General features: G+C 49.4%; 18 protein-coding genes. 7 read left to right on the top strand and 11 right to left on the bottom strand.

Annotated features, from left to right (window positions below; translation table 11 throughout):
* Positions 1–4: 4 nt before the first annotated feature.
* From N7386_RS19805 to gmk, 9 genes are all read right to left on the bottom strand, one after another.
* Complete coding sequence (locus N7386_RS19805; protein ID WP_011624346.1) at positions 5–601, bottom strand: response regulator transcription factor; 597 nt, start codon at positions 599–601, stop codon at positions 5–7.
* A complete protein-coding gene (locus tag N7386_RS19800) occupies positions 601–1,680 on the bottom strand; it encodes a sensor histidine kinase (protein WP_279770560.1) in 1,080 nt (359 codons plus the stop codon). The genes N7386_RS19805 and N7386_RS19800 overlap by 1 nt, the downstream gene beginning before the upstream one ends.
* An 83-nt stretch (positions 1,681–1,763) precedes the next feature.
* Entirely contained in the window at positions 1,764–2,468 is a 705-nt protein-coding gene (locus N7386_RS19795; protein ID WP_279770558.1) for a hypothetical protein, read from the bottom strand.
* 173 nt (positions 2,469–2,641) lie between these two features.
* Positions 2,642–3,592, bottom strand: a complete 951-nt coding sequence (locus N7386_RS19790) for a calcium/sodium antiporter (protein ID WP_279770556.1) — start codon at positions 3,590–3,592, stop codon at positions 2,642–2,644.
* 170 nt (positions 3,593–3,762) lie between these two features.
* A complete protein-coding gene (locus tag N7386_RS19785) occupies positions 3,763–5,427 on the bottom strand; it encodes an AMP-binding protein (RefSeq protein WP_279770555.1) in 1,665 nt (554 codons plus the stop codon).
* A gap of 232 nt (positions 5,428–5,659) precedes the next feature.
* Positions 5,660–6,043, bottom strand: coding sequence for a RidA family protein (locus N7386_RS19780; protein ID WP_011624341.1), 384 nt, complete (start codon positions 6,041–6,043; stop codon positions 5,660–5,662).
* A 22-nt stretch (positions 6,044–6,065) separates the two neighbouring features.
* On the bottom strand, positions 6,066–8,168 hold the full coding sequence (gene spoT / locus N7386_RS19775) for a bifunctional GTP diphosphokinase/guanosine-3',5'-bis pyrophosphate 3'-pyrophosphohydrolase (protein ID WP_011624879.1): 2,103 nt from the start codon (positions 8,166–8,168) through the stop codon (positions 6,066–6,068).
* A gap of 43 nt (positions 8,169–8,211) precedes the next feature.
* Positions 8,212–8,490 carry a DNA-directed RNA polymerase subunit omega gene (rpoZ, locus tag N7386_RS19770; RefSeq protein WP_011624339.1) on the bottom strand — a complete coding sequence of 93 codons (279 nt, stop codon included), beginning with the start codon at positions 8,488–8,490 and terminating at the stop codon, positions 8,212–8,214.
* Positions 8,491–8,548: 58 nt separating this feature from the next.
* Complete coding sequence (gene gmk, locus N7386_RS19765) at positions 8,549–9,172, bottom strand: guanylate kinase (protein WP_220056718.1); 624 nt, start codon at positions 9,170–9,172, stop codon at positions 8,549–8,551.
* 376 nt (positions 9,173–9,548) lie between these two features.
* On the opposite strand from gmk, the gene N7386_RS19760 reads away from it, so the two are divergent.
* The 4 genes from N7386_RS19760 (at position 9,549) to N7386_RS19745 (ending at position 14,661) form a co-directional block, all read left to right on the top strand.
* Positions 9,549–11,045, top strand: coding sequence for a hypothetical protein (locus N7386_RS19760; RefSeq protein ID WP_279770551.1), 1,497 nt, complete (start codon positions 9,549–9,551; stop codon positions 11,043–11,045).
* 145 nt (positions 11,046–11,190) lie between these two features.
* Complete coding sequence (locus N7386_RS19755) at positions 11,191–12,063, top strand: NTP transferase domain-containing protein (protein ID WP_279770549.1); 873 nt, start codon at positions 11,191–11,193, stop codon at positions 12,061–12,063.
* Complete coding sequence (locus N7386_RS19750; RefSeq protein ID WP_279770547.1) at positions 12,056–13,120, top strand: aminoglycoside phosphotransferase family protein; 1,065 nt, start codon at positions 12,056–12,058, stop codon at positions 13,118–13,120. The genes N7386_RS19755 and N7386_RS19750 overlap by 8 nt, the downstream gene beginning before the upstream one ends.
* 116 nt (positions 13,121–13,236) lie before the next feature.
* The gene (locus N7386_RS19745; protein ID WP_279770545.1) at positions 13,237–14,661 is read left to right on the top strand and encodes an MFS transporter; all 1,425 of its coding nucleotides are present in this window, start codon (positions 13,237–13,239) and stop codon (positions 14,659–14,661) included.
* Positions 14,662–14,681: 20 nt separating this feature from the next.
* Here N7386_RS19745 and N7386_RS19740 read toward each other — a convergent pair whose 3' ends face one another.
* Positions 14,682–15,347 carry a sulfotransferase gene (locus N7386_RS19740; protein ID WP_279770543.1) on the bottom strand — a complete coding sequence of 222 codons (666 nt, stop codon included), beginning with the start codon at positions 15,345–15,347 and terminating at the stop codon, positions 14,682–14,684.
* A gap of 141 nt (positions 15,348–15,488) precedes the next feature.
* Positions 15,489–16,379 carry a LysR family transcriptional regulator gene (locus N7386_RS19735; RefSeq protein ID WP_279770541.1) on the bottom strand — a complete coding sequence of 297 codons (891 nt, stop codon included), beginning with the start codon at positions 16,377–16,379 and terminating at the stop codon, positions 15,489–15,491.
* 247 nt (positions 16,380–16,626) lie between these two features.
* Here N7386_RS19735 and N7386_RS19730 point away from each other — a divergent pair, with 247 nt between their 5' ends.
* From N7386_RS19730 to yjjG, 3 genes are all read left to right on the top strand, one after another.
* On the top strand, positions 16,627–17,118 hold the full coding sequence (locus N7386_RS19730; protein ID WP_279770540.1) for a DMT family transporter: 492 nt from the start codon (positions 16,627–16,629) through the stop codon (positions 17,116–17,118).
* Positions 17,119–17,140: 22 nt separating this feature from the next.
* Positions 17,141–17,602, top strand: coding sequence for a DMT family transporter (locus N7386_RS19725; protein ID WP_279770538.1), 462 nt, complete (start codon positions 17,141–17,143; stop codon positions 17,600–17,602).
* A 178-nt stretch (positions 17,603–17,780) separates the two neighbouring features.
* The gene (yjjG, locus tag N7386_RS19720; protein ID WP_279770536.1) at positions 17,781–18,497 is read left to right on the top strand and encodes a pyrimidine 5'-nucleotidase; all 717 of its coding nucleotides are present in this window, start codon (positions 17,781–17,783) and stop codon (positions 18,495–18,497) included.
* The last annotated feature ends 197 nt before the right edge of the window (positions 18,498–18,694 follow it).

The following is an 18,694-nucleotide window of genomic DNA, read 5'->3' as shown; positions in this document are numbered from 1 at the left end:
AGAGCTATAACCAACCTTTTTGCTTGGCGATGCGGGCGGCATCGATTCGGTTGCTCGCATTGAGTTTGGCAATGGCTTCGGATAAATAGTTGCGTACCGTGCCTTCGGCAATAAACAGCATCTCGGCTATCTCGGCGGTGGATTTGCCTTCACTGGCAAAACGTAGGGCGCGGCGCTCTTTATCATTGAGGGGGTCGACATCGCCAATCGCCATGATTGCCAGTTCAGGATCGATAATCCGCTTACCCGCAATCACTTGTTGAATGGCATGGACTAAGGTTTCCGAGGGCGCATCTTTCAGTAAAAAGCCACCCACGCCTGCTTCAATGGCGCGTTTTATATAACCTGCGCGGCCAAAGGTGGTAATAACGACAACTTTGGTATGGCTATGCTGTTCTTTTAGCCAAGTTGCCAACTCCAAACCTGTTCTTCCCGGCATTTCGATATCTGTTAGCAGTAGATCGAAATGCTGTTGTTTCAGCAGGTTTAAGGCTTCATCGCCATTGCTGGCTTGGGTAATGGTAAAACCGCCCGCTAGGGTTAACAGTGCTGCGAGCGCGCCGCGCACCATGGCCTGATCTTCCGCGAGAAGAATGTGCATTAATCTGTTGCTCCCTGCAAAGGTAAACTGACGCTAAAGGCGTATCCCTGTTCAAGATCATAGCTTAAATGTCCCCCAAGGCTAGCGAGCCGCTCGCGGATCCCTGTGAGGCCGTTACCCTCGATAATAGGGCTTGTTGGGGCGTTATCTTGCACGTCGACGATAAGGCTATCGGCTTGCTTGCGAAACTGAATGCGGCATTGGCTGGCGCTGCTGTGGCGCAGAATATTATTCACCAGCTCGGTTAACACTAAACCGAGTTGACTCTCTGCTCTGGCGGACAATTTGGGCAACTCGCCTAGTAGCTCCACCGCGATGCCCTTGTCCCTTAGGGCGTTACATAACTGGGTGACGCAGCTGGCCAACCCTTTATGTTTATAATCTGAGACCGTATGCCTTATTTGGCTCAAGCTCTCCCGGGCAATTTGTCCTAGCTCTTGCAGCTGAGTGGTCGCTAATTGATATTCTTGTTTGGCGAGCAGTTTTTCGGCCAGTTCAGCTTTTAGGGCAATCGATGACAGACTGTGCCCCATGATATCGTGCAAGTCTCTGGCGATACGCTCCCGTTCAACCATGGTCGCTAAGGTGCTGATCTCCTGCGCGCTTTGTCGCTCCTTCAATCTATGCTGATAACGTTTTTGCTCGGCAATCCCCAGCATGCCAACGCCGAAAACTAACGCCGAGCCATACACTGGGAAATACAGATTATTGAACTGGCTAAAGTGGTTGAGTAGGAACAGTAAAACCAAAATCCCAAACCAACTTAACAGGCTGACCCTGAGCGGATAGAAGAAGCCAATAAAGAAACTGGCAAAGGTAAAGAGAGAAATAGAACCAGGATTGATGGGGGTGATGGCAATCGCCAACAATAGCATGACGCTGATGGGTCGATAAGCCACTCGAGTATGGCAGCGATAGGCCCAAAAGTAGCTGTAAATAAAGGGAATAAGTACGGCTAAAATGAGTCCTATCTGCCAGCTCGGATAGGGCGTGACAAACAGCGGGATCAGATAAAACGCCAAATTTATCAGGTAAACCCATGCGATTTTTTGTTCTATTTGCACTGAGTGTTGAGTCATAACGCTTCGCCTAAGGCCAATAGCTGGCTACCGATGGCAGGATTGGCCGCAAACGTCAGCCAATCCTTTTGCCTGTTCTGGGGTTATTTTGCACTTATTTGCTGATTTTGTTGAAGTAAAAACTTAGCCCAACCATAATCTTTTTCCACTTGCAGTGCCTGTTGCCAATCTTCGATAGCCCCTTGGGCGTCACCTAACTCCTGTTTTGCGAGTCCGCGCCAAGTGTAAGCCTCTGCCTCACCCCAGCAAATGTTCTCGCAAGGTTGATTAAACCGCTCAATGGCGCTGCTGGCGAGGGTCTTTGCATGCTGCATGCTGCCACCAAACATGGCGGGCGTATTATAGGCGGCAATTGCTTTCACTAATGCCACCCGCGGGTTAAGCGGTGCCAGCTGTTCGGCTTGGGCGATGACATTGGCGGATTTAATCCCAAGCTCGGCACCTTTACTGTTGTCCAAGGCTATTTGCATGCCATACACGGATGATAATAGCGCGAGGGATTCGGCATCGGCTTGAGTATTGTTGAGGGCTTCTAAGCTAGTTTGCGCTGAGGTTAAGGCCTGATCCGCTAAGGTTTTTTGTCCCATCACATTGGCGCTGATGGCTAAGCGGTAGTTGGCATAAGCCGCTTCGTAATCCTGCGTTGTTGTGCTGAGCTGTTGCAATTTTTCGATATTCAAGGTGCTTGCCGCTTTGTCTATTGCAGCGATATTTGAGCTCGAGTTGGAAGCCGCGAATACAGGGGCGCAGGCGAGGGCAAGACTTGATAATAGTAAGAATGTTTTCATGGTATTTCCTTATTGAAGTGATAACCCATTGCTTGGGAACGGCTTCATTATCAGAAATACCTTGGCCTGAGTGCAGGCACAAAGGTCATCAATTGGGCATGACAAATGTCATGTCTTAAGCCTAAAAGCAAAACACCGGAGAAGCTCCGGTGTTTTGTAAGAGGCGCAGCGCGTTATACGACCGCTTGGGTGCTGGCTTGGTTGACGAGGTACACCATGTAACCTAAGTAAGCGACAAGCAGCGTGGCGCCTTCACGGCGACCGATACGCAGACCTGACCAAGCGAAGGGTAAAATCACCACGGCTAAGGCGAGCATCACGATAAAGTCGAAGGATTGGAAACCTAGTGCCGAAACTGGGTGCACAATCGCAGTTACACCTAAAATACCTAAAATATTGAATAGATTAGAGCCGACTACGTTACCGATAGCGATATCGCTTTCACCTTTGAGCGCCGCTAAAACAGAGGTCACTAACTCTGGCATACTGGTGCCGATAGCGACAATGGTTAAGCCGATAATAACTTCGCTCACGCCAAATACCTTGGCTAAATCGACCGCGCCATTCACAAATAAAATCCCGCCACCGACTAACATGCTGATACCCACGACAATAAATGCCACTGATAGTAATGGGTTTTTAGGGCCTTCTTCGATGATTTCGCCGTCGGCATCTGTGGTATTTTTCGAGCTGAAATAGCTGAATACGAGGTAGCCAACAAGCAGTGACAATAAGATCACGCCGTCAATCAGGCTGAGTTCGCCATCAAATAACAATCCCCAAAACAGCATAGAGGCGAGGATCATCAAGGGGATATCCCGTCTTACCATTTGTGACTGTACTTGAATCGGGCGAATAAGCGCAGTTATCGCCAAAATCAAACCAATGTTGGCAATGTTAGAGCCAATCACGTTACCCAGTGCAATGCCGCTATTGCCCGCCAGTGCTGACTTTACACTCACCGCAAGTTCGGGCGCGCTGGTACCAAAGGCAACAATGGTTAAGCCGATGATGAGGGGCGTGATGCCAAGACGTAGGGCGATAGAGCTCGCGCCGCGGACTAAGGCTTCTGCGCCTAAGGTTAAAATGATAAAGCCGCCGATAATTGAAAGTGCAATGAGCATTTTAGACTCTGTTAAACCTGATTGAGTGAATTGATTTAAGGTGTATCACCTTACGCTGACAGGCGCACATGATACGTGTTTTTCAAGCGTTTTGACAGAATATGTCATAAAAAAGCACACCGAAAAGGTGTGCTTTAGAGGTGAATGTCATTACTTAAAGATTCGATGGATTATTTTGCAGATAACTCATCTTCCCAGCGCACTTGCGCGCCGCGAATACCGTCGACACGCTCACTAAATGCTTTCTCCAGCACATGACGTTTGATCTTCAGCGTCGGAGTTAACACATCGTTTTCGATGGTCCAAGGCTCGTTCACGACCACAATCGCATCCACATGCTCATGGGACTCTAAATGTGGGTTCACGCTATCGAGGGTGGCTTTTAAGGATGCGCGAACTTCTTCGCGGGCTTGTAAGGTCGCACCCTCGGAAAGTTGCACTAATGCGACGGGATGCGGCAGGCCTGAACCAATGACGCAAATCAGCTCCACATGGGGATCCTGCGCGAGCTTACGTTCAATGGGTACTGGGGCGACATATTTACCCTTGGCGGTTTTAAAGTTGTCCTTCACCCGACCGGTAATAGTCACGCAACCATCGGCATCGATGGCACAGAGATCGCCAGTATGGAAGAAACCATCGGGATCGAAGGCCGCCGCTGTCGCTTCGGGTTGCAGATAATAGGCCGTCATCAGGCCGGGACTCTTCAGCAGCAGTTCGCCGTCTTCACCTTGGCGGATTTGGCAATCCTGCACAGGTTTACCCACAGTGCCAATTTTACGCGCATCGAAGGGGTAGTTGATGATGGAGTAAGCACAGTTTTCCGTCATGCCCCAGGCTTCACAAATATCCAAGCCAATGCTGTGGTACCAATGAATGAGTGAAGGCGGAATAGGCGCCGAGCCAGAGCCGAGTAAGCGGCAATGGCTGAGTCCTAACCCTTTGTGGATCTTGTGTTTTACTAGGCTGCTAATCAGTGGGATCTTAAGCAGTAGATTGAGTTTGCCAACACCAATCTTGTCGATAATGTTCTTCTGGAACAGGCTCCATAGCCGTGGAACCGAGAAAAACACCGTCAGTTTAGCGCGCTGCACATCGGCAACGAAGGAGTCTAAGCTTTCGACGAAGGCGACGGTACTGCCGGAATAGAAAGACGAGCCTTCGATCGCCACACGCTCGGTAATATGCGCTAACGGTAAGTAGGACAATAATCTGTCGTTGCCATTGGTACGCAGATCGCGTACCACCGCTTGGCAAGTCCAGCCATAGCTGGCAAACGTTTGAATCGCGCCCTTAGGTTGGCCCGTTGAGCCAGAGGTGTAAATCAGCGTCATGGTCTGATCTGGCTCAGGTAACGGCGCTTCAATCAAAGGGTTGCCCATCTTGAGCAGTTGTTCCCATTGATATTGAGCCGGCATGGTCTCATAGGGCATGGCAAGGCGGAGTAATTCGCCGCCGACGCCGGCTTCTTGATCGGCCCAGTGGTCGAGCTTGCCGAGGAAAATCGCTTTGGCACCACTATGTTGCAACACATAGCGGATAGTATCTGTATTGGCGGTTGGGTAGATGGGAACGCTGATATAGCCGCCGTGCATCAGGGCGAGGTCGGTAATAAACCATTCGGCACAGTTTTTAGAGAGCACGGCAATCTTATCGCCCGGCTCTAGGCCTAAATGGCGCAGTGCACCCGCGAGTTGCTGTACTTTTTCTTGCACTTCATTCCACGTGAAATCAAGGTATTGACCCTTGATGGGCTGGCGCAAATAGATTTCATCCCCACGTGTATTCGCCCAGTGCGCCAACATTTCGATTGGCGTCTTAATCGCATTATCCATAGGCAATTCCCTGTTCTTTATTGTTATTTTAACCCCAACATAGGTGCCCAGTATGGCGAGTTTTGTGAGGCCACGCAAATAGTTTGCAAGATTGTAAAATCTTAAAATTGGCGGACTAGCCTATCGTTTGAGTATGAAATGAAAATGAACTTAATCACAGGTCAGAGCAGGAGCCGCGGGCGCATTAGGCAATAAAAAAGGCGCCTAAGCGCCTCGTAAAATCGGTGGAAGCTTACAGCTCCATCACGCCGTCCATTTCGACTTGTGCATCCTTAGGCAGTTGCTTCACACCGATAGCGGCGCGAGCAGGGTAAGGTTGGCTAAAGTAACGGCTCATGATTTCGTTCACTTTCGCGAAGTGGCTTAAGTCCGTTAGGAAGATATTGAGCTTAACGATATCGTTGATTGTGCCGCCAGCAGCGGTACAAACGGCGGTTAAGTTTTCAAACACTTGCACTACCTGCGCCTCAAAATCATCGCTCACGATTTGCATTGTGCTTGGCACCAGTGGGATTTGGCCGGATAAATACACTGTATTGCCGACTTTAACCGCTTGAGAATAAGTGCCAATTGCCGCTGGGGCGTTTTCGGTCGCGATAATGATTTTTTCTGCCATGACGCTCTCTCTAAAGTAATGATCAACGATTACGGGATGTACGCAACACCTCGGGCAGTACCCGGATGCGGCGCATCACGTTAGCTAAATGGATCCTGTCCTTCACCGAAATCCGCAGGTTAATCAAGTAAACGCGGCCATCGCGCTCTTCGGTGCTAAGGTTATGAATGTTCGAGCCTTCGGCGGCGATAATCGAGGTGATCTTCGCCAGCGCACCTTGGTGGTTAACAATTTCCACCCGCAGATTAGCTTGATACTCGACGCCTTCGACATTGTCCCACTGTACGGGAATGTATTTATCTGGCTCGCCTTGGTAACCGCGAATGTTAGCGCAGTTTTCCATGTGGACGACTAAGCCTTTACCTTGGCTCACGTGGGCAATCACCGCATCACCTGGGATGGGGCGACAACAGTTAGCGAAGGTTACTAACATGCCTTCGGCGCCACGGATTGGCATCAGGTGAGAATCGCGGCTCTCTTGATTCTCTAAATTATCGCCAATCAAACGTTGGGCGATGACTATGCTCATGGCATTGCCAAGGCCGATGTCGGCGAGTAAGGAATTTAAATTGGCGTGCTTAGTATCGCGCACGACTTTATCAATCTGCTCTGCAGGAATGCTATCGAGCTTGGTTTTACCCAGCGCATGGTTAAGCAAGCGGCGGCCAAGGGCGATAGCATCATCTGCTTTTAGGCTCTTAAGCACTTGGCGGATTTTGGCGCGGGCTTTACCCGTCACCACAAAGTTAAGCCAAGCGGCATTCGGACGTGCGCCTTTGGCGGTAATGATCTCAACGGTTTGACCGGAGATTAATGGCTGGCTTAACGGATAAGCTTGGCGGTTAACGCGGGCACCGACACAGGTATTACCTACATCGGTGTGGACTTCATAGGCAAAGTCGACGGCGGTGGCGTTAACCGGTAATTCTAAAATGCGACCTTCGGGGGTAAAGACGTAAATCTCTTCGGGGAAGAGTTCAGTTTTGACGTTCTCCACGAATTCGAAGGAAGTGCTGGCGCTCTGTTGCAGTTCCAGCAAGCTTTGCATCCACTTGCGGGCACGCACTTGCGTGGTGGTGCCTTGGCCATCGGCGCCGCCTTTGTAGGCCCAATGGGCTGCAACCCCTTTGTCGGCCATTTGATCCATATCTTCGGTACGAATTTGGATCTCGACGGGCACGCCGTGGGGGCCGAATAACGAGGTATGTAGCGACTGATAACCGTTAGCTTTGGGGATAGCTATATAATCTTTAAAGCGACCCGGACGCGGTTTATACAGGCCGTGCATGGCACCGAGCACGCGGTAGCAAGTATCGATGGAGTCGACGATGACGCGAAAGGCGTAGATATCCATCACCTCTTGGAACTGCAGTTCCTTGCTCTGCATCTTGTTATAGATGGAGTAGAGGTTTTTCTCGCGACCTTTAACTTTGCCTTTAATGCCCGCATCGTTTAGGCGGGTGAGTACCGCAGCCTCAATGCCTTGAATGAGTTCTTTACGATTGCCACGGGCAGCTTTAACCACTTCCTTCAACACCCGATAGCGCATCGGATAATAGGCCTGGAAGCCTAAATCCTCTAACTCAGTCTTGATATTGTGAATACCGAGTCGGTTGGCAATTGGCGCGTAAATCTCTAAGGTTTCACGGGCAATGCGGCGGCGTTTATCGGGGCGCAACGCACCTAAGGTACGCATGTTGTGGGTGCGGTCGGCAAGCTTGATGAGAATAACGCGGATATCCTGCGTCATCGCCATCATCATTTTGCGAAAGTTTTCCGCTTGGGCTTCTTTTTTATCGCGAAATTTCAGCTTGTCGAGCTTGGACACCCCTTCAACCAACTCTGCCACGGCTTCGCCAAATTGTTCGGCCAAGTCCTCTTTGGTGACATAGGTATCTTCGATGGTGTCGTGCAGCAAAGCCGCCATCAGCGTCTCGTGATCGAGACGCATCTCGGCGAGGATGCGGGCAACCGCAACCGGATGGGTAATATAAGGTTCGCCGCTGGTGCGCATTTGCCCTTCATGGGCATCACGCGCAACTTGGTACGCCTGCTTGAGCAATTCTACCTGTTCGGGTTCTAAGTAACCGGAAGCAGACTCCTTTAGACCTTCAAACAGATACAAGTGGCAGCTCTCCTTTACCCAAACAGGTGTGACTCAATTAGACTTATAGTGAACGGCCTTCAGCGATGGCGGCAACAGCTGCGATTTCAGCAGCTTCGCGCTCACGCACAGACTGACGCTCGTCAGCATCTAAAGTGTGAGCATTCACTAAACCTAGTTCGATTTCACGCAGGGCGATAACCGTTGGCTTGTCGTTCATCTCTTCAACCATAGGGTCTTTACCCTGCACGGCGATTTGGCGAGCACGACGCGCCGCAACCAGGATCATATCAAAACGGTTGCCGATTTGTTCTACGGCGTCTTCTACAGTTACGCGAGCCATGTGTTGAAACTCCAGTTTATCTAGGGAAAAAATGACGCAAAATTGTACACTAAGGCAGTTAGCCTGCCAACAGATCGTTAAGCATATCATTTTGCGCGTGGATCTGACTAGCACCCGTTAAGCGTTGGCTGCGAATGATCGCCCGCAGATCCGCCAGTGCTGTGTCAAAATCGTCATTGACGATAATAAAATCATATTCTTTATAGTGCGACATTTCAGAAACCGCCTGTGCCATACGGCTAGCGATCACATCAGCACTGTCTTGGCCACGGCCTGTGAGACGTCGTTCTAGCTCATCCCTTGAGGGCGGTAGAATAAATACACCAATGGCCTCTGGCATCACGGCTTTAACCTGCTGGGCGCCTTGCCAGTCGATATCGAGGAAGACATCGATACCTTGGGTCAAAGTGTGCTCAATGACGTGGCGTGATGTGCCATAGTAGTTACCGAAGACTTCGGCCCACTCGAAAAAGGCATTTTGCGCGATCAGTGCTTTAAATTCTTCAACATTAACAAAATGGTAGTGCTGACCATTTACTTCGCCGGGGCGAGGCGCACGGGTAGTGTGCGACACTGAAACCTGCATGTCGGCGGGTTTGTCTTTCAGCAGCGCCGAAATCAGCGAGGATTTACCAGCACCACTCGGGGCTGAAACAATAAATAAATTTCCGCGTGCGGTCATGAGCAAAATATCCAGTTGGTTAACGCAAGAAGGGCCCAGAAAGCCGAGCATTATACAGATTTTGACCTTAAAAACGCTAGGGCTAGTTAGTCGGCAATTGTAGTCTATGGCGGTTTTTATTGAAGGACGTTGTCCCGATTGGCGAATTTCACTCTTCACCGTTACTGCGTGGGCCAAGGTTTGAAATCACCGTGCTTAGACACAGAGCCGTTGACCCGAGATTTAAGCCTGATTTAGTTTTAGATAGATATTATCGGCATTTTTATCCGTCTAGCGCCTTATTGCACTGACAATTGCGGCTAAATTCGTTACGCTCGTGCCTATGCGACATTGAGAGTCGTGTGCGCTAGGATAATTTCACTATAAAGGAAGGGTCGTGCTGTTAAAATCTCTTTTCTGCCTTCATGGGCGTGATTCCCGTCCCCGCTTTGTGGCCATCAGTGTTGGTGTGTATTTGGGCATTTCACTGGCTGTCGCCGCGTTTGGGCCGAACTTTTTAATGTATCTTTTAGCGCTAGTGGGCTTACCTTTGCTCGCCCTTACGGCGCTGCGCCGTTTAAATGATGCGGCTAAGCCTAAGGCCTTGGTTGCGGTATTTATTCTGCCGCTACTAATTTTACTGGCGCTGTATATAGTGGCTGCGCCGCCCGTAGTCGCCATTCTAGGGCTGGTCTTGGGCGCTGGTGCGACCTTTTGGGGCACGCGTTTAACCTCTCCCACGTTAGTGGAATACCGTTTGGGCTATTATGGCCCAGCATTAGATACCCCTACCTCGCAGGCTATTCCCCGTCGCCGAGTTGAGCCCGTATTAACACCAAAGGCTGCTGCGGCACAGAATGCCACAGTCTCCCATGCTGCGCCGGATATTCCGGTATCGACAGAGGCCGAAACCTATTCTCATACTGTGCCTACGAGTGCTTCCCCCGTTGTGGACGCCGAGTTGGATGCCTTGCGTCAAGATGAGCTGCGTTTCGATGCGTTAACGAAAATGACGCAAAATCCAGCTGACTTTGTCGTGCAAGATGCGTTACTCGAGGGCCACGCCGATTTTCGCCCTGCTAATCAGAGCCGAGTCGAGCAAACCCGTATCGACATCGCCGATGTGGATTTAGCCCAAGTCGATTTAAAGGGCGCGGAGTTTAAACGGGCACCGCTCGACCCTGCCGAGCACAGTGATGAGCCAGTATGGCGTTTCGATCCCGATGAAGATACCGCAGCCTTTAACGATACAGAGCATGCTGAAGAAGTGCGTCGTCGCCGCGCCGAGGCGAAAGAGTCGGGCTCGATGACTGAATTGTTTAGAGGGGTTGCCGAGTTTTTCGCGCCTTATCGACGTTATATTAAGTTGCCTAAATTACCTAAGCTTGAGCGCCGTTATTGGTTGCCCGTCGGCGGTGGACTTGGCGCCGTGCTGTTAGTCTTACTGGTTTGGGGATTATGGCCCAATAGTGATGAGTCACAGGATGAGGAGGCTGCTCCTATCGTGCCCTCGGCGCCTATTGCTGCAAGCGATCGTGTGACCTTAGATATGCCCGATGGTTTTTCGGTGGCGTTAGAGCAAGATGTGTTAATTATTCGCTGGTTAGGTGAACGTGGTAAGCCGCAAAACCTGTGGTCTATTGCCACGGCCAAGGGCGATAAGAGTTGTAGTGCGCTGGTGTTTAATAATGGCACTGAGTATCGCACTATCAGCGTAGACTTGCTGGACGATTCGGCAACGGAGGCGCGTTTCACGCCGCTGGACACCGCCAGTATCATCACTGATCTGGCTCGTCGTGGCAGCATCGGTTTGTGTGGTTACAAGTTCAGCCTCAAGGGCAGCCAAGCGGTTTTAGAGCCTAATCGCAATTTTGGTAATTATTTAGCCCGTTAAATCGATAAAATTCTAGTCAGGACTAGAGGGGTAGATTACACTTTTGCTCCTCTTTTTCTCCAATCTTGTTTTAAATGTGCTCGCAAAGCCGATTGCGGCGAGGTTCGGGAAAATATCTTTAATACGAACTGAACACTAATCCCACATGAATACAGATTTGACCTTAGTCATTATGGCGGCAGGGCTAGGTAGTCGTTTTGGCGGCGATAAGCAATTGGCCTCACTCGGTCCTGGGGGCGAACCCATGTTGGTGTTATCGATATTGTCGGCGATCCGCAGCGGATTTAAGCGTGCCGTGATGGTGATTCGCCCTGAACTGGAAGCAGAACTCCACGACTTGTTGACACGGTTTTTACCGGCGGACTTTGAGTATCACTTTTGTTATCAGTCGCTCACCGATTTGCCTAACGAAGCGCAGCTTGCGGATGTAAGCCATCGTTTAAAGCCCTGGGGAACGGCACATGCCCTGTGGTGCGCCCGTGATAGTGTCAATGGGCCAATGGCGGTGATCAATGCCGATGATTTTTACGGCGACAGCGCCTTTGCTTCTTTAGCGAAGGGATTAACCGCCAGACCCCATGATTGGATGATGGTGGCTTATCCGATTGAGCTGACCTTGTCCGAGCACGGTGGCGTGAATCGTGGCTTATGCCAAGTGGAGCAGGGGCAGCTGCGTTCAGTCGCCGAATGGTTGAATATTCAAGCTCAAGATCATGGTTTTATCGGCGAAGGCCCTGAGGGATTGGCACCGCTTCCTTCACAGTCGCTAGTCTCAATGACTTGTTGGGGCTTCTCGCCAAGCATATTTGATGTTATTAAACGTGAATTAACGGTATTTATCGAACAACAAGGCCAATTGCCTAAATCTGAATGCTATTTGCCCGCCGTGGTTCAGGCGGGAATTGAGCAAGGTGTACCCGTGTTTGTTGATGTGGCCAGCGAACCTTGGCTCGGTGTGACCTATCCGCAGGATACTGTCTGGGTAAAGCAAAAATTAATGGAGTTATTGAGTGATTAAACTCATCAGGCAGTCAGTGTTGCCTCATTTTGGAATTGAAGCCGACGAAGCAAAAATCTCAGCGTTAGGGAATGGTCATATTAACGATACCTTGTTAGTGCGTTGGCCTACGGGTGAGTTAGTACTGCAACGTATTAATACCCAAGTGTTTAAGATGCCGCAGGCATTGGTGAGTAATGCCGATAAAATTAGCCATCATTTGTGTGCTAAGGCATTACAACAACAATATGGTCTTCAAGTGGTGAGTCCATGCCTTACTCAAGAGGGTGAGCTGGCGATCGACTTGGGTGAGCAGGGATTTTGGCGCGCTATCAGTTATTTGCCTCACAGTCTAAGTATCGAGGTGGTCAAGTCTGAAGCCGAAGCCGAAATGGCGGCTAAGGCCTTTGGTCATTTTGCCTGTGCCTTGAGTGATTTCGACGCCACTCAGCTTGAGGATGTGATCCCGCAGTTCCACCATTTGCCGGGACGGATGGAAATGCTGCGCCAAGCGGTGCAGCAGGATAAGGCTAAGCGGTTAGACTCATGCCGTGACTGGGTCGATTACACCCTGTCACAGCAGAGTTTATTGGATGAGCTAGCCGAGATTTCGCCACAGCTCCCGCTGCGTATTTGCCATAACGACACTAAAATCAACAATATGCTGTTTGATAAGCGCGACATGTCGAGCATGGCGATTATCGACCTCGATACTTGCATGAAAGGGCATCTGATGTATGACTTTGGCGATATGGTGCGTACCTTCTGCTCGCCTGAAGCCGAAGATTCTACTGCCCTTGAGAATGTTAAAGTGCGCCAATCAATCTTTGCCGCCATTTGCCGTGGTTATTTAAGTGAGCTGGGTGAAGTGTTAACTGAGGTTGAAAAACGTAGTCTCTGGCTCGGGGCGCGAGTAATTTGCCTGATGATCGGCGTGCGTTTTTTAACGGATTATCTCAATGGCGACGTATATTTCCATGTGCACCGTGAGGGCCATAATCTGGATAGGGCTGCGAATCAATTTACCTTGTATCAAAGCCTGTTAGATCAAGAAGCCGAGTTAAAGGCTTACTTCTAACCCTGAAACGTCAACACGCCCTAATCAAACGCTCCATTTGGGGCGTTTTGTTTTTTGCTTATATACGACATAATTGCAACATCAAAACCCCTAGTCTCATATGGATTTGGCTTGGAATGGGCACCCTCGAAGCTCCCACTGCATTAACGTGTTCGCGCCGTAGCGCTAGAAATCTCTGGTTAAGATGCACTCTGCGTCGCTCGCAGCAGGAAGCCGTGGCATCGTCGATGATGACGGCGACGAGCGATAACTTTTTCAATGCTTACGCAATTTTTCTCGGTGCCAGTCTTGCACAAATGGGCTTTGTTACTGGTTTGCCGCAGCTCTTCGGGGCGATGTCACAGCTGGTTTCTGTATGGTTAGCGAGTCACTTTTCCCGCCGTAGTTTTATCGTCTACTGCGCGGCTCTGCAGGCGTTAGTGGTATTGGGCATGGGCGCGTTAGCGGCCTTTCGTCCCGATAACGCAGTGTGGATATTTATCGGGCTCGCCGTGGGGTACCATGGGTTTATCAATCTTATTCAACCCCATTGGCGCGCCTGGATGGGGTCTATCGTGCCCGAGCGTCGTCGTGGTGCCTTTTTTGCGGCGCGCACTCGCTTAACCATGGGCGCATCCTTAAGCGTATTTTTTATTGGCGGTGGGATTCTTACCTTTACCGATTCGCTTCAAATGGCCTGGTTAGGCTTTACTTTACTGTTTTCGATAGCGGCCATGGGGCGTTTTGTCTCGGCTTGGTTGTTATTGCAAATGCACGACCCGGATCCGCGCGAAGCCAAGCAGCGGGGCGTATTTATCCAAACCATCCGCAATTTTCGCGGAGCATGGAAGGATAAAACTTTCCGCCAATACAGCCTATTTGTGGCCTGTATGCAGGCGATGGTGGCCATCTCGGCGCCGTTTTTCGCCGTGTATATGCTGGAAGACTTGAAGTTTAGCTATATCGAATTTGTGCTAGCCAGCGTGGCCTCTATAGCGACTCAGTTTGTGACGCTGAAGTTTTGGGGGCGATTTAGCGATCAATTTGGTAATCGTTTGGTGATGATTATCACCAGCTGCATGATCCCAAGCTTGCCGCTGCTGTGGTTGTTCTCGGATAACTATCTGTATATTCTACTCATTCAGGCATTTTCGGGCCTAGCTTGGAGCGGCTTTACCCTAAGCACCGCCAATTACCTTTATGATATTCGTCCCTTTCGCAGTGATTTTGCCACCTATGCGGCGCTGCAGGCATCACTGAGCGCGGGATTGGTGTTTGTGGGGGCCATGGTCGGTGGCACGATAGCCTCCCATGCGGCGGACTTTTTAGTCTGGTCAGGTTGGAATACTTGGCTCAGTAGCCCGATTTTTGTGGTGTTTCTCGTTTCGACCATACTGCGTGCATTCGTGACTCTATGGTTTATTCCGCGCTCGGTCGAGCCGAAAGTCAGGCCTCGGCCGCAGTTACTGCAACTTATCTTCCGTATCCGCGGCTTTAATGCGATCTCGGGCGTGAGTCTCGACTGGTTAACTGTGGTAAAGCGCCGAAATACCCCTGATTAGCTTTACTATCCGTTAGGGGTTTAAAGCTTATAATCGAAGAACTTACGTTTTTCAGGCCCCGAGGCATTAGCGCTGATTTTATTCGGATGTTTATATTCATCCCAACTGGCGACGTTGCGGCCGACGTTGAGTTTAGGAAAGTTCTGTTGGTTTTCGGCGCTGGCTAATCCCATAAATGCTAATAGCTGGCCGAGGGCGCCTTGGCGGCTGACATCGATACTGAGTAAGTCGTGTCTACCCGCAAAGTAGTTAACCACTTCTGTTTTATGGCGTTGATAACAATCGATAAGATGTTTTTCATCCTGCGGATTTTCGACTACACCTACGCCAAAGCTATGGCGAAAACTGCGCTTCATGATTGGGTGGAATCGACCTGTTTTGGCATCCAAATGTGGCAGCATTCGGCTGAGTAACATCTGCATCGATGGCACCCAAACGCTTAACTCACGGTCAAGATAAACAAATTTGGTCTCGGGGAATAATCCATCCAACTGCTTGAAATCACTAAAACAAGGTGCATCGGAAATCGCCTCAGCTTGCATAAAGGCTTCTTTGGTAAACGCCATATGCGCCACTTTTAAGCCTTGTTCCAATAACGCCACACTCACGCTCGTCGTCCCAGTTCGGGGCAAGCCTATGATAATCAGCTTATCGACGAATTCAGGGTGAGAATGCTGTAAGGACATAAACAATGAGCTCTTAGTGAATACGTGTGGTGCGATGAAAGTGCCGCGCAGTATATCTTAGTGAGCGTGATTTGTCGGTAGTTGAGGGGCTGTTTACTGCGCAAGCGTTGGGATTGGTATCTGTCACATTCCTAAAGGTGTTTAGTCGGCATTTGTCAGTTTATCCCGTAAAAACTCAATCAATACACTCACCTTAGTCGGGAGATACTTTCGCTGTGGATACACAGCATAAATACCATGTTCGGGTAGCGGATAGTCAGTGAGTAACGCCTGTAAACGCCCAGCCTGTAGATCGGACTCTACGATGAAGCGCGGTAGGTTGGCGATGCCTAGGCCATCGAGACAGGCTTGGTGGATAGCATCACTATTATTCACCTGATAGTTGCCTTTGGGTTGAACACGTTGCACGCCATTGGGACTGTGGAAACTCCATTCCACACCATCTTGAAAGTAACTGTAAAACAAACAGTTGTGCTGAGTTAACTCGCTAGGAGTCAAAGGTAAACCGTGCTGCGAGAGATAGGCTGTCGATGCGCAAATCACGCTCAAACACGGGGCAATTTTGCGGGCGATAAGGCTGGAGTCGGGCAGTTCGCCGATGCGAATGGCTAAATCAAAACCGCCAGCGATTAAATCCGTGGTCTTATCATCCATTTGCATTTGCAGCTGAATATCGGGGTAACGTTTTAAAAATTCAGCGATTAAAGGCGCAATATACAAGCGGCCAAACACCATAGGCACAGAAATTCGCAGATTGCCTTTAGGTGTTTGCTGCAATTCGGAGATGGCATCCAATCCTTCTTGGGTGAGCTGCACTGCAGGGCGAATATATTCGAAATAGCGCGCGCCAGCATCCGTTAGGCTCAAACTGCGAGTGGTGCGTTGTAGCAGTTGAATCCCTAAGTGTTGCTCCAACTGTGTGATTCGTTTGCTGATGGCTGATTTACTCAGCCCGAGTTTTTGTCCCGCAGCGGAAAAGCTACCGCATTCCACCACAGTGACGAAAATGGGCAGGGCGGAAAAATGTTCCATGCAGGGCTTCCTTTATCAAACGATGGTGTAACAGCCGAGACTCGGCTGTAGGTCTCTTGTTTCTATCACTTTAAGTTGAGTATGAGGGGATTTAGAGCCTCACTTGCATCTCGCTTTTCGCTTAAAGCGGAAATCATCAACATTAATTGTCAGCTAAAGCTCAACAATAAGTTTCTATAACGGTGGATTATAAGGCCTAAACTATCACTGTAGACTATTTTGCAACAAAAATGGATGGACTGTTTTGATGCAAACGTCAAACAAACTGACCTTATTTATGTCCTTTGTGGCGCTCTGCTCCGGCGTTTTACTGGCATTAATGATTAAACTCAATAGCCAGCTTGCTATGTATAGCTCACCGCTTTTGGCATCTTGGATGGCTCATGGTATTGGGGCAATAACAGTGCTGTTGGTGCTGTTTTTACTGAGAAAAAGGCTAATGGGTAAAGAAGCCAAGTCGACTTTGAATACCTATGCGAGTCAATCACGATTACCTTGGTGGGCGTATTTAGGTGGTGTTCCTGGTGCTGCGACGGTTGTGTTGGCCGCTGTCACAGTCAACAGTGAATTAGCCTTGGCTGGCACCTTAGCCTTGATGCTTGTGGGGCAGTTAATCTTGAGCTGTATATTCGACTGCTGTGGTTATTTCGGTGTCGTTAAGCGGCGCATTCGATTCACAGAAGTCATTGCTATGGTAATGATTTTGTTGGGAGCCATGTTAGTGATTTATTCACATTAGCTGGCGTAGCAGGGGAAATTGAATGGAATTGATGGTACTTATCGCACTGCTTAATGGCGGTTTGATTGCCTTAAGCCGAACCTTTAATGGTGCTTTGGCAAAACATAGCCATGCGTTAATCGCATCTTGCTGTAATCATATTGTGGGCTTTGTAGTCTTGAGTGCATGGATAATCTGTCTAGAGAGTGGCACAAATCAGCTACAGGGGCAGCCGCCAGTGTATTTGTATCTTGGTGGAGTCATTGGTGCTTTATTTGTCATGCTAAATAGTTGGGCATTGCCATCGTTAGGAGTGATGCGTTGTACATTGCTCGTAATATGTGGGCAGATGCTGACAGGCGTTGTGCTGGATATAATATCTAGCGCCAGCGGTATTCATTGGGCGTCGCTCGTTGGAGTATGTTTGATGTTAGCGGGTGTCGTGTTCCTTAATCGGGTGAAACAACCTACGCCGCAGGTAAAGCATGCGAATTGCTCGTTGTGATATGGCGTTAATCGCCTTTCAACCTCATCATATCGTAGCGAACGGGTTACTTTGTGATTCTCGGCTATGTGAAAACCGAGCCAAGTTGGGATTGGTTGTTGTGTTGATCATTTTTGGGGTTGTCGCATAGTTTTTTCATGCTTAGCATTTGATTTTTTTGTTTGTTATTAGGAGTGTTATGTCGTTCTCAAGCCAGACTAATTCTTCGGCCGCACCTTACTCTTGGGTACTTTTCGATGCCGATGAAACCCTCTTTTATTTCGATGCTTTCGAAGGACTGAAACTGATGTTTTCAGGCTTTGGCGTCGATTTTACTCGGGCCGATTTCGAAGAATATCAAAGTGTAAATAAGCCGCTGTGGGTTGAGTATCAGGATGGCAAGATCAGCGCCGCTGAACTGCAAACCATACGCTTCGAGCCTTGGGCGGCAAAGCTTGCAGTGACCCCTCAAACCCTAAATAGTGCATTTTTAACGGCTATGGCAGAGATTTGTGCGCCCTTGCCCGGCGCCCGTGAATTGCTGGCCGCGCTGCAGGGCAAAGCCAAAATGGGGATCATCACCAATGGCTTTACCGAGTTACAGACAGTGCGTTTAGAGCGTACAGGTTTGCAGCATCATTTTGATATTTTGGTGATTTCAGAAAAAGTCGGCATCGCAAAACCCGATGTCGGTATCTTTGAATACGCCCTTGAATTGATGGGCCAGCCTGCGCGCGAACAAGTGTTAATGGTGGGCGATAACCCACATTCAGACATTCAAGGCGGTATCAACGCGGGATTCCACACCTGTTGGTATAACGTCCATGGACACGCTGCCCCCGCAGGTATTCGCCCGCACTTTCAAGTCGCCTCCCACCATGAGCTACAGCAGAAGCTAATCTCATTACTCGGCTAGCTTTCAAAAAACCAAAAGCCCTTAAAAAGGGCTTTTGGTTTTAGATAACACAAATAACACTATTCCACGTTTTGGATCTGAATATTTTTATTTACAAAAAACCATTATTTAACAATGGCTAACGTGATTTATTTCTTGGTAATTCGCATTGGTACCCACCGATATACCCACCATATACCAATGCCTTAACGAGATGA

This window comes from Shewanella sp. GD04112 (assembly GCF_029835735.1).
Taxonomy (GTDB): domain Bacteria; phylum Pseudomonadota; class Gammaproteobacteria; order Enterobacterales; family Shewanellaceae; genus Shewanella.
Note: the sequence above shows the minus strand (reverse complement) of the source record. Positions and strands in the feature narration are given on the sequence as shown.

Bases quoted from the DNA above. Each gene is read 5' to 3' on its own strand.
- N7386_RS19805 (WP_011624346.1), bottom strand. From the start codon at position 601: ATGCACATTCTTCTCGCGGAAGATCAGGCCATGGTGCGCGGCGCGCTC.
- N7386_RS19800 (WP_279770560.1), bottom strand. From the start codon at position 1,680: ATGACTCAACACTCAGTGCAAATAGAACAAAAAATCGCATGGGTTTAC.
- N7386_RS19795 (WP_279770558.1), bottom strand. From the start codon at position 2,468: ATGAAAACATTCTTACTATTATCAAGTCTTGCCCTCGCCTGCGCCCCT.
- N7386_RS19790 (WP_279770556.1), bottom strand. From the start codon at position 3,592: ATGCTCATTGCACTTTCAATTATCGGCGGCTTTATCATTTTAACCTTA.
- N7386_RS19785 (WP_279770555.1), bottom strand. From the start codon at position 5,427: ATGGATAATGCGATTAAGACGCCAATCGAAATGTTGGCGCACTGGGCG.
- N7386_RS19780 (WP_011624341.1), bottom strand. From the start codon at position 6,043: ATGGCAGAAAAAATCATTATCGCGACCGAAAACGCCCCAGCGGCAATT.
- rpoZ (WP_011624339.1), bottom strand. From the start codon at position 8,490: ATGGCTCGCGTAACTGTAGAAGACGCCGTAGAACAAATCGGCAACCGT.
- gmk (WP_220056718.1), bottom strand. From the start codon at position 9,172: ATGACCGCACGCGGAAATTTATTTATTGTTTCAGCCCCGAGTGGTGCT.
- N7386_RS19755 (WP_279770549.1), top strand. From the start codon at position 11,191: ATGAATACAGATTTGACCTTAGTCATTATGGCGGCAGGGCTAGGTAGT.
- N7386_RS19745 (WP_279770545.1), top strand. From the start codon at position 13,237: ATGGGCACCCTCGAAGCTCCCACTGCATTAACGTGTTCGCGCCGTAGC.
- N7386_RS19740 (WP_279770543.1), bottom strand. From the start codon at position 15,347: ATGTCCTTACAGCATTCTCACCCTGAATTCGTCGATAAGCTGATTATC.
- N7386_RS19735 (WP_279770541.1), bottom strand. From the start codon at position 16,379: ATGGAACATTTTTCCGCCCTGCCCATTTTCGTCACTGTGGTGGAATGC.
- N7386_RS19730 (WP_279770540.1), top strand. From the start codon at position 16,627: ATGCAAACGTCAAACAAACTGACCTTATTTATGTCCTTTGTGGCGCTC.
- N7386_RS19725 (WP_279770538.1), top strand. From the start codon at position 17,141: ATGGAATTGATGGTACTTATCGCACTGCTTAATGGCGGTTTGATTGCC.
- yjjG (WP_279770536.1), top strand. From the start codon at position 17,781: ATGTCGTTCTCAAGCCAGACTAATTCTTCGGCCGCACCTTACTCTTGG.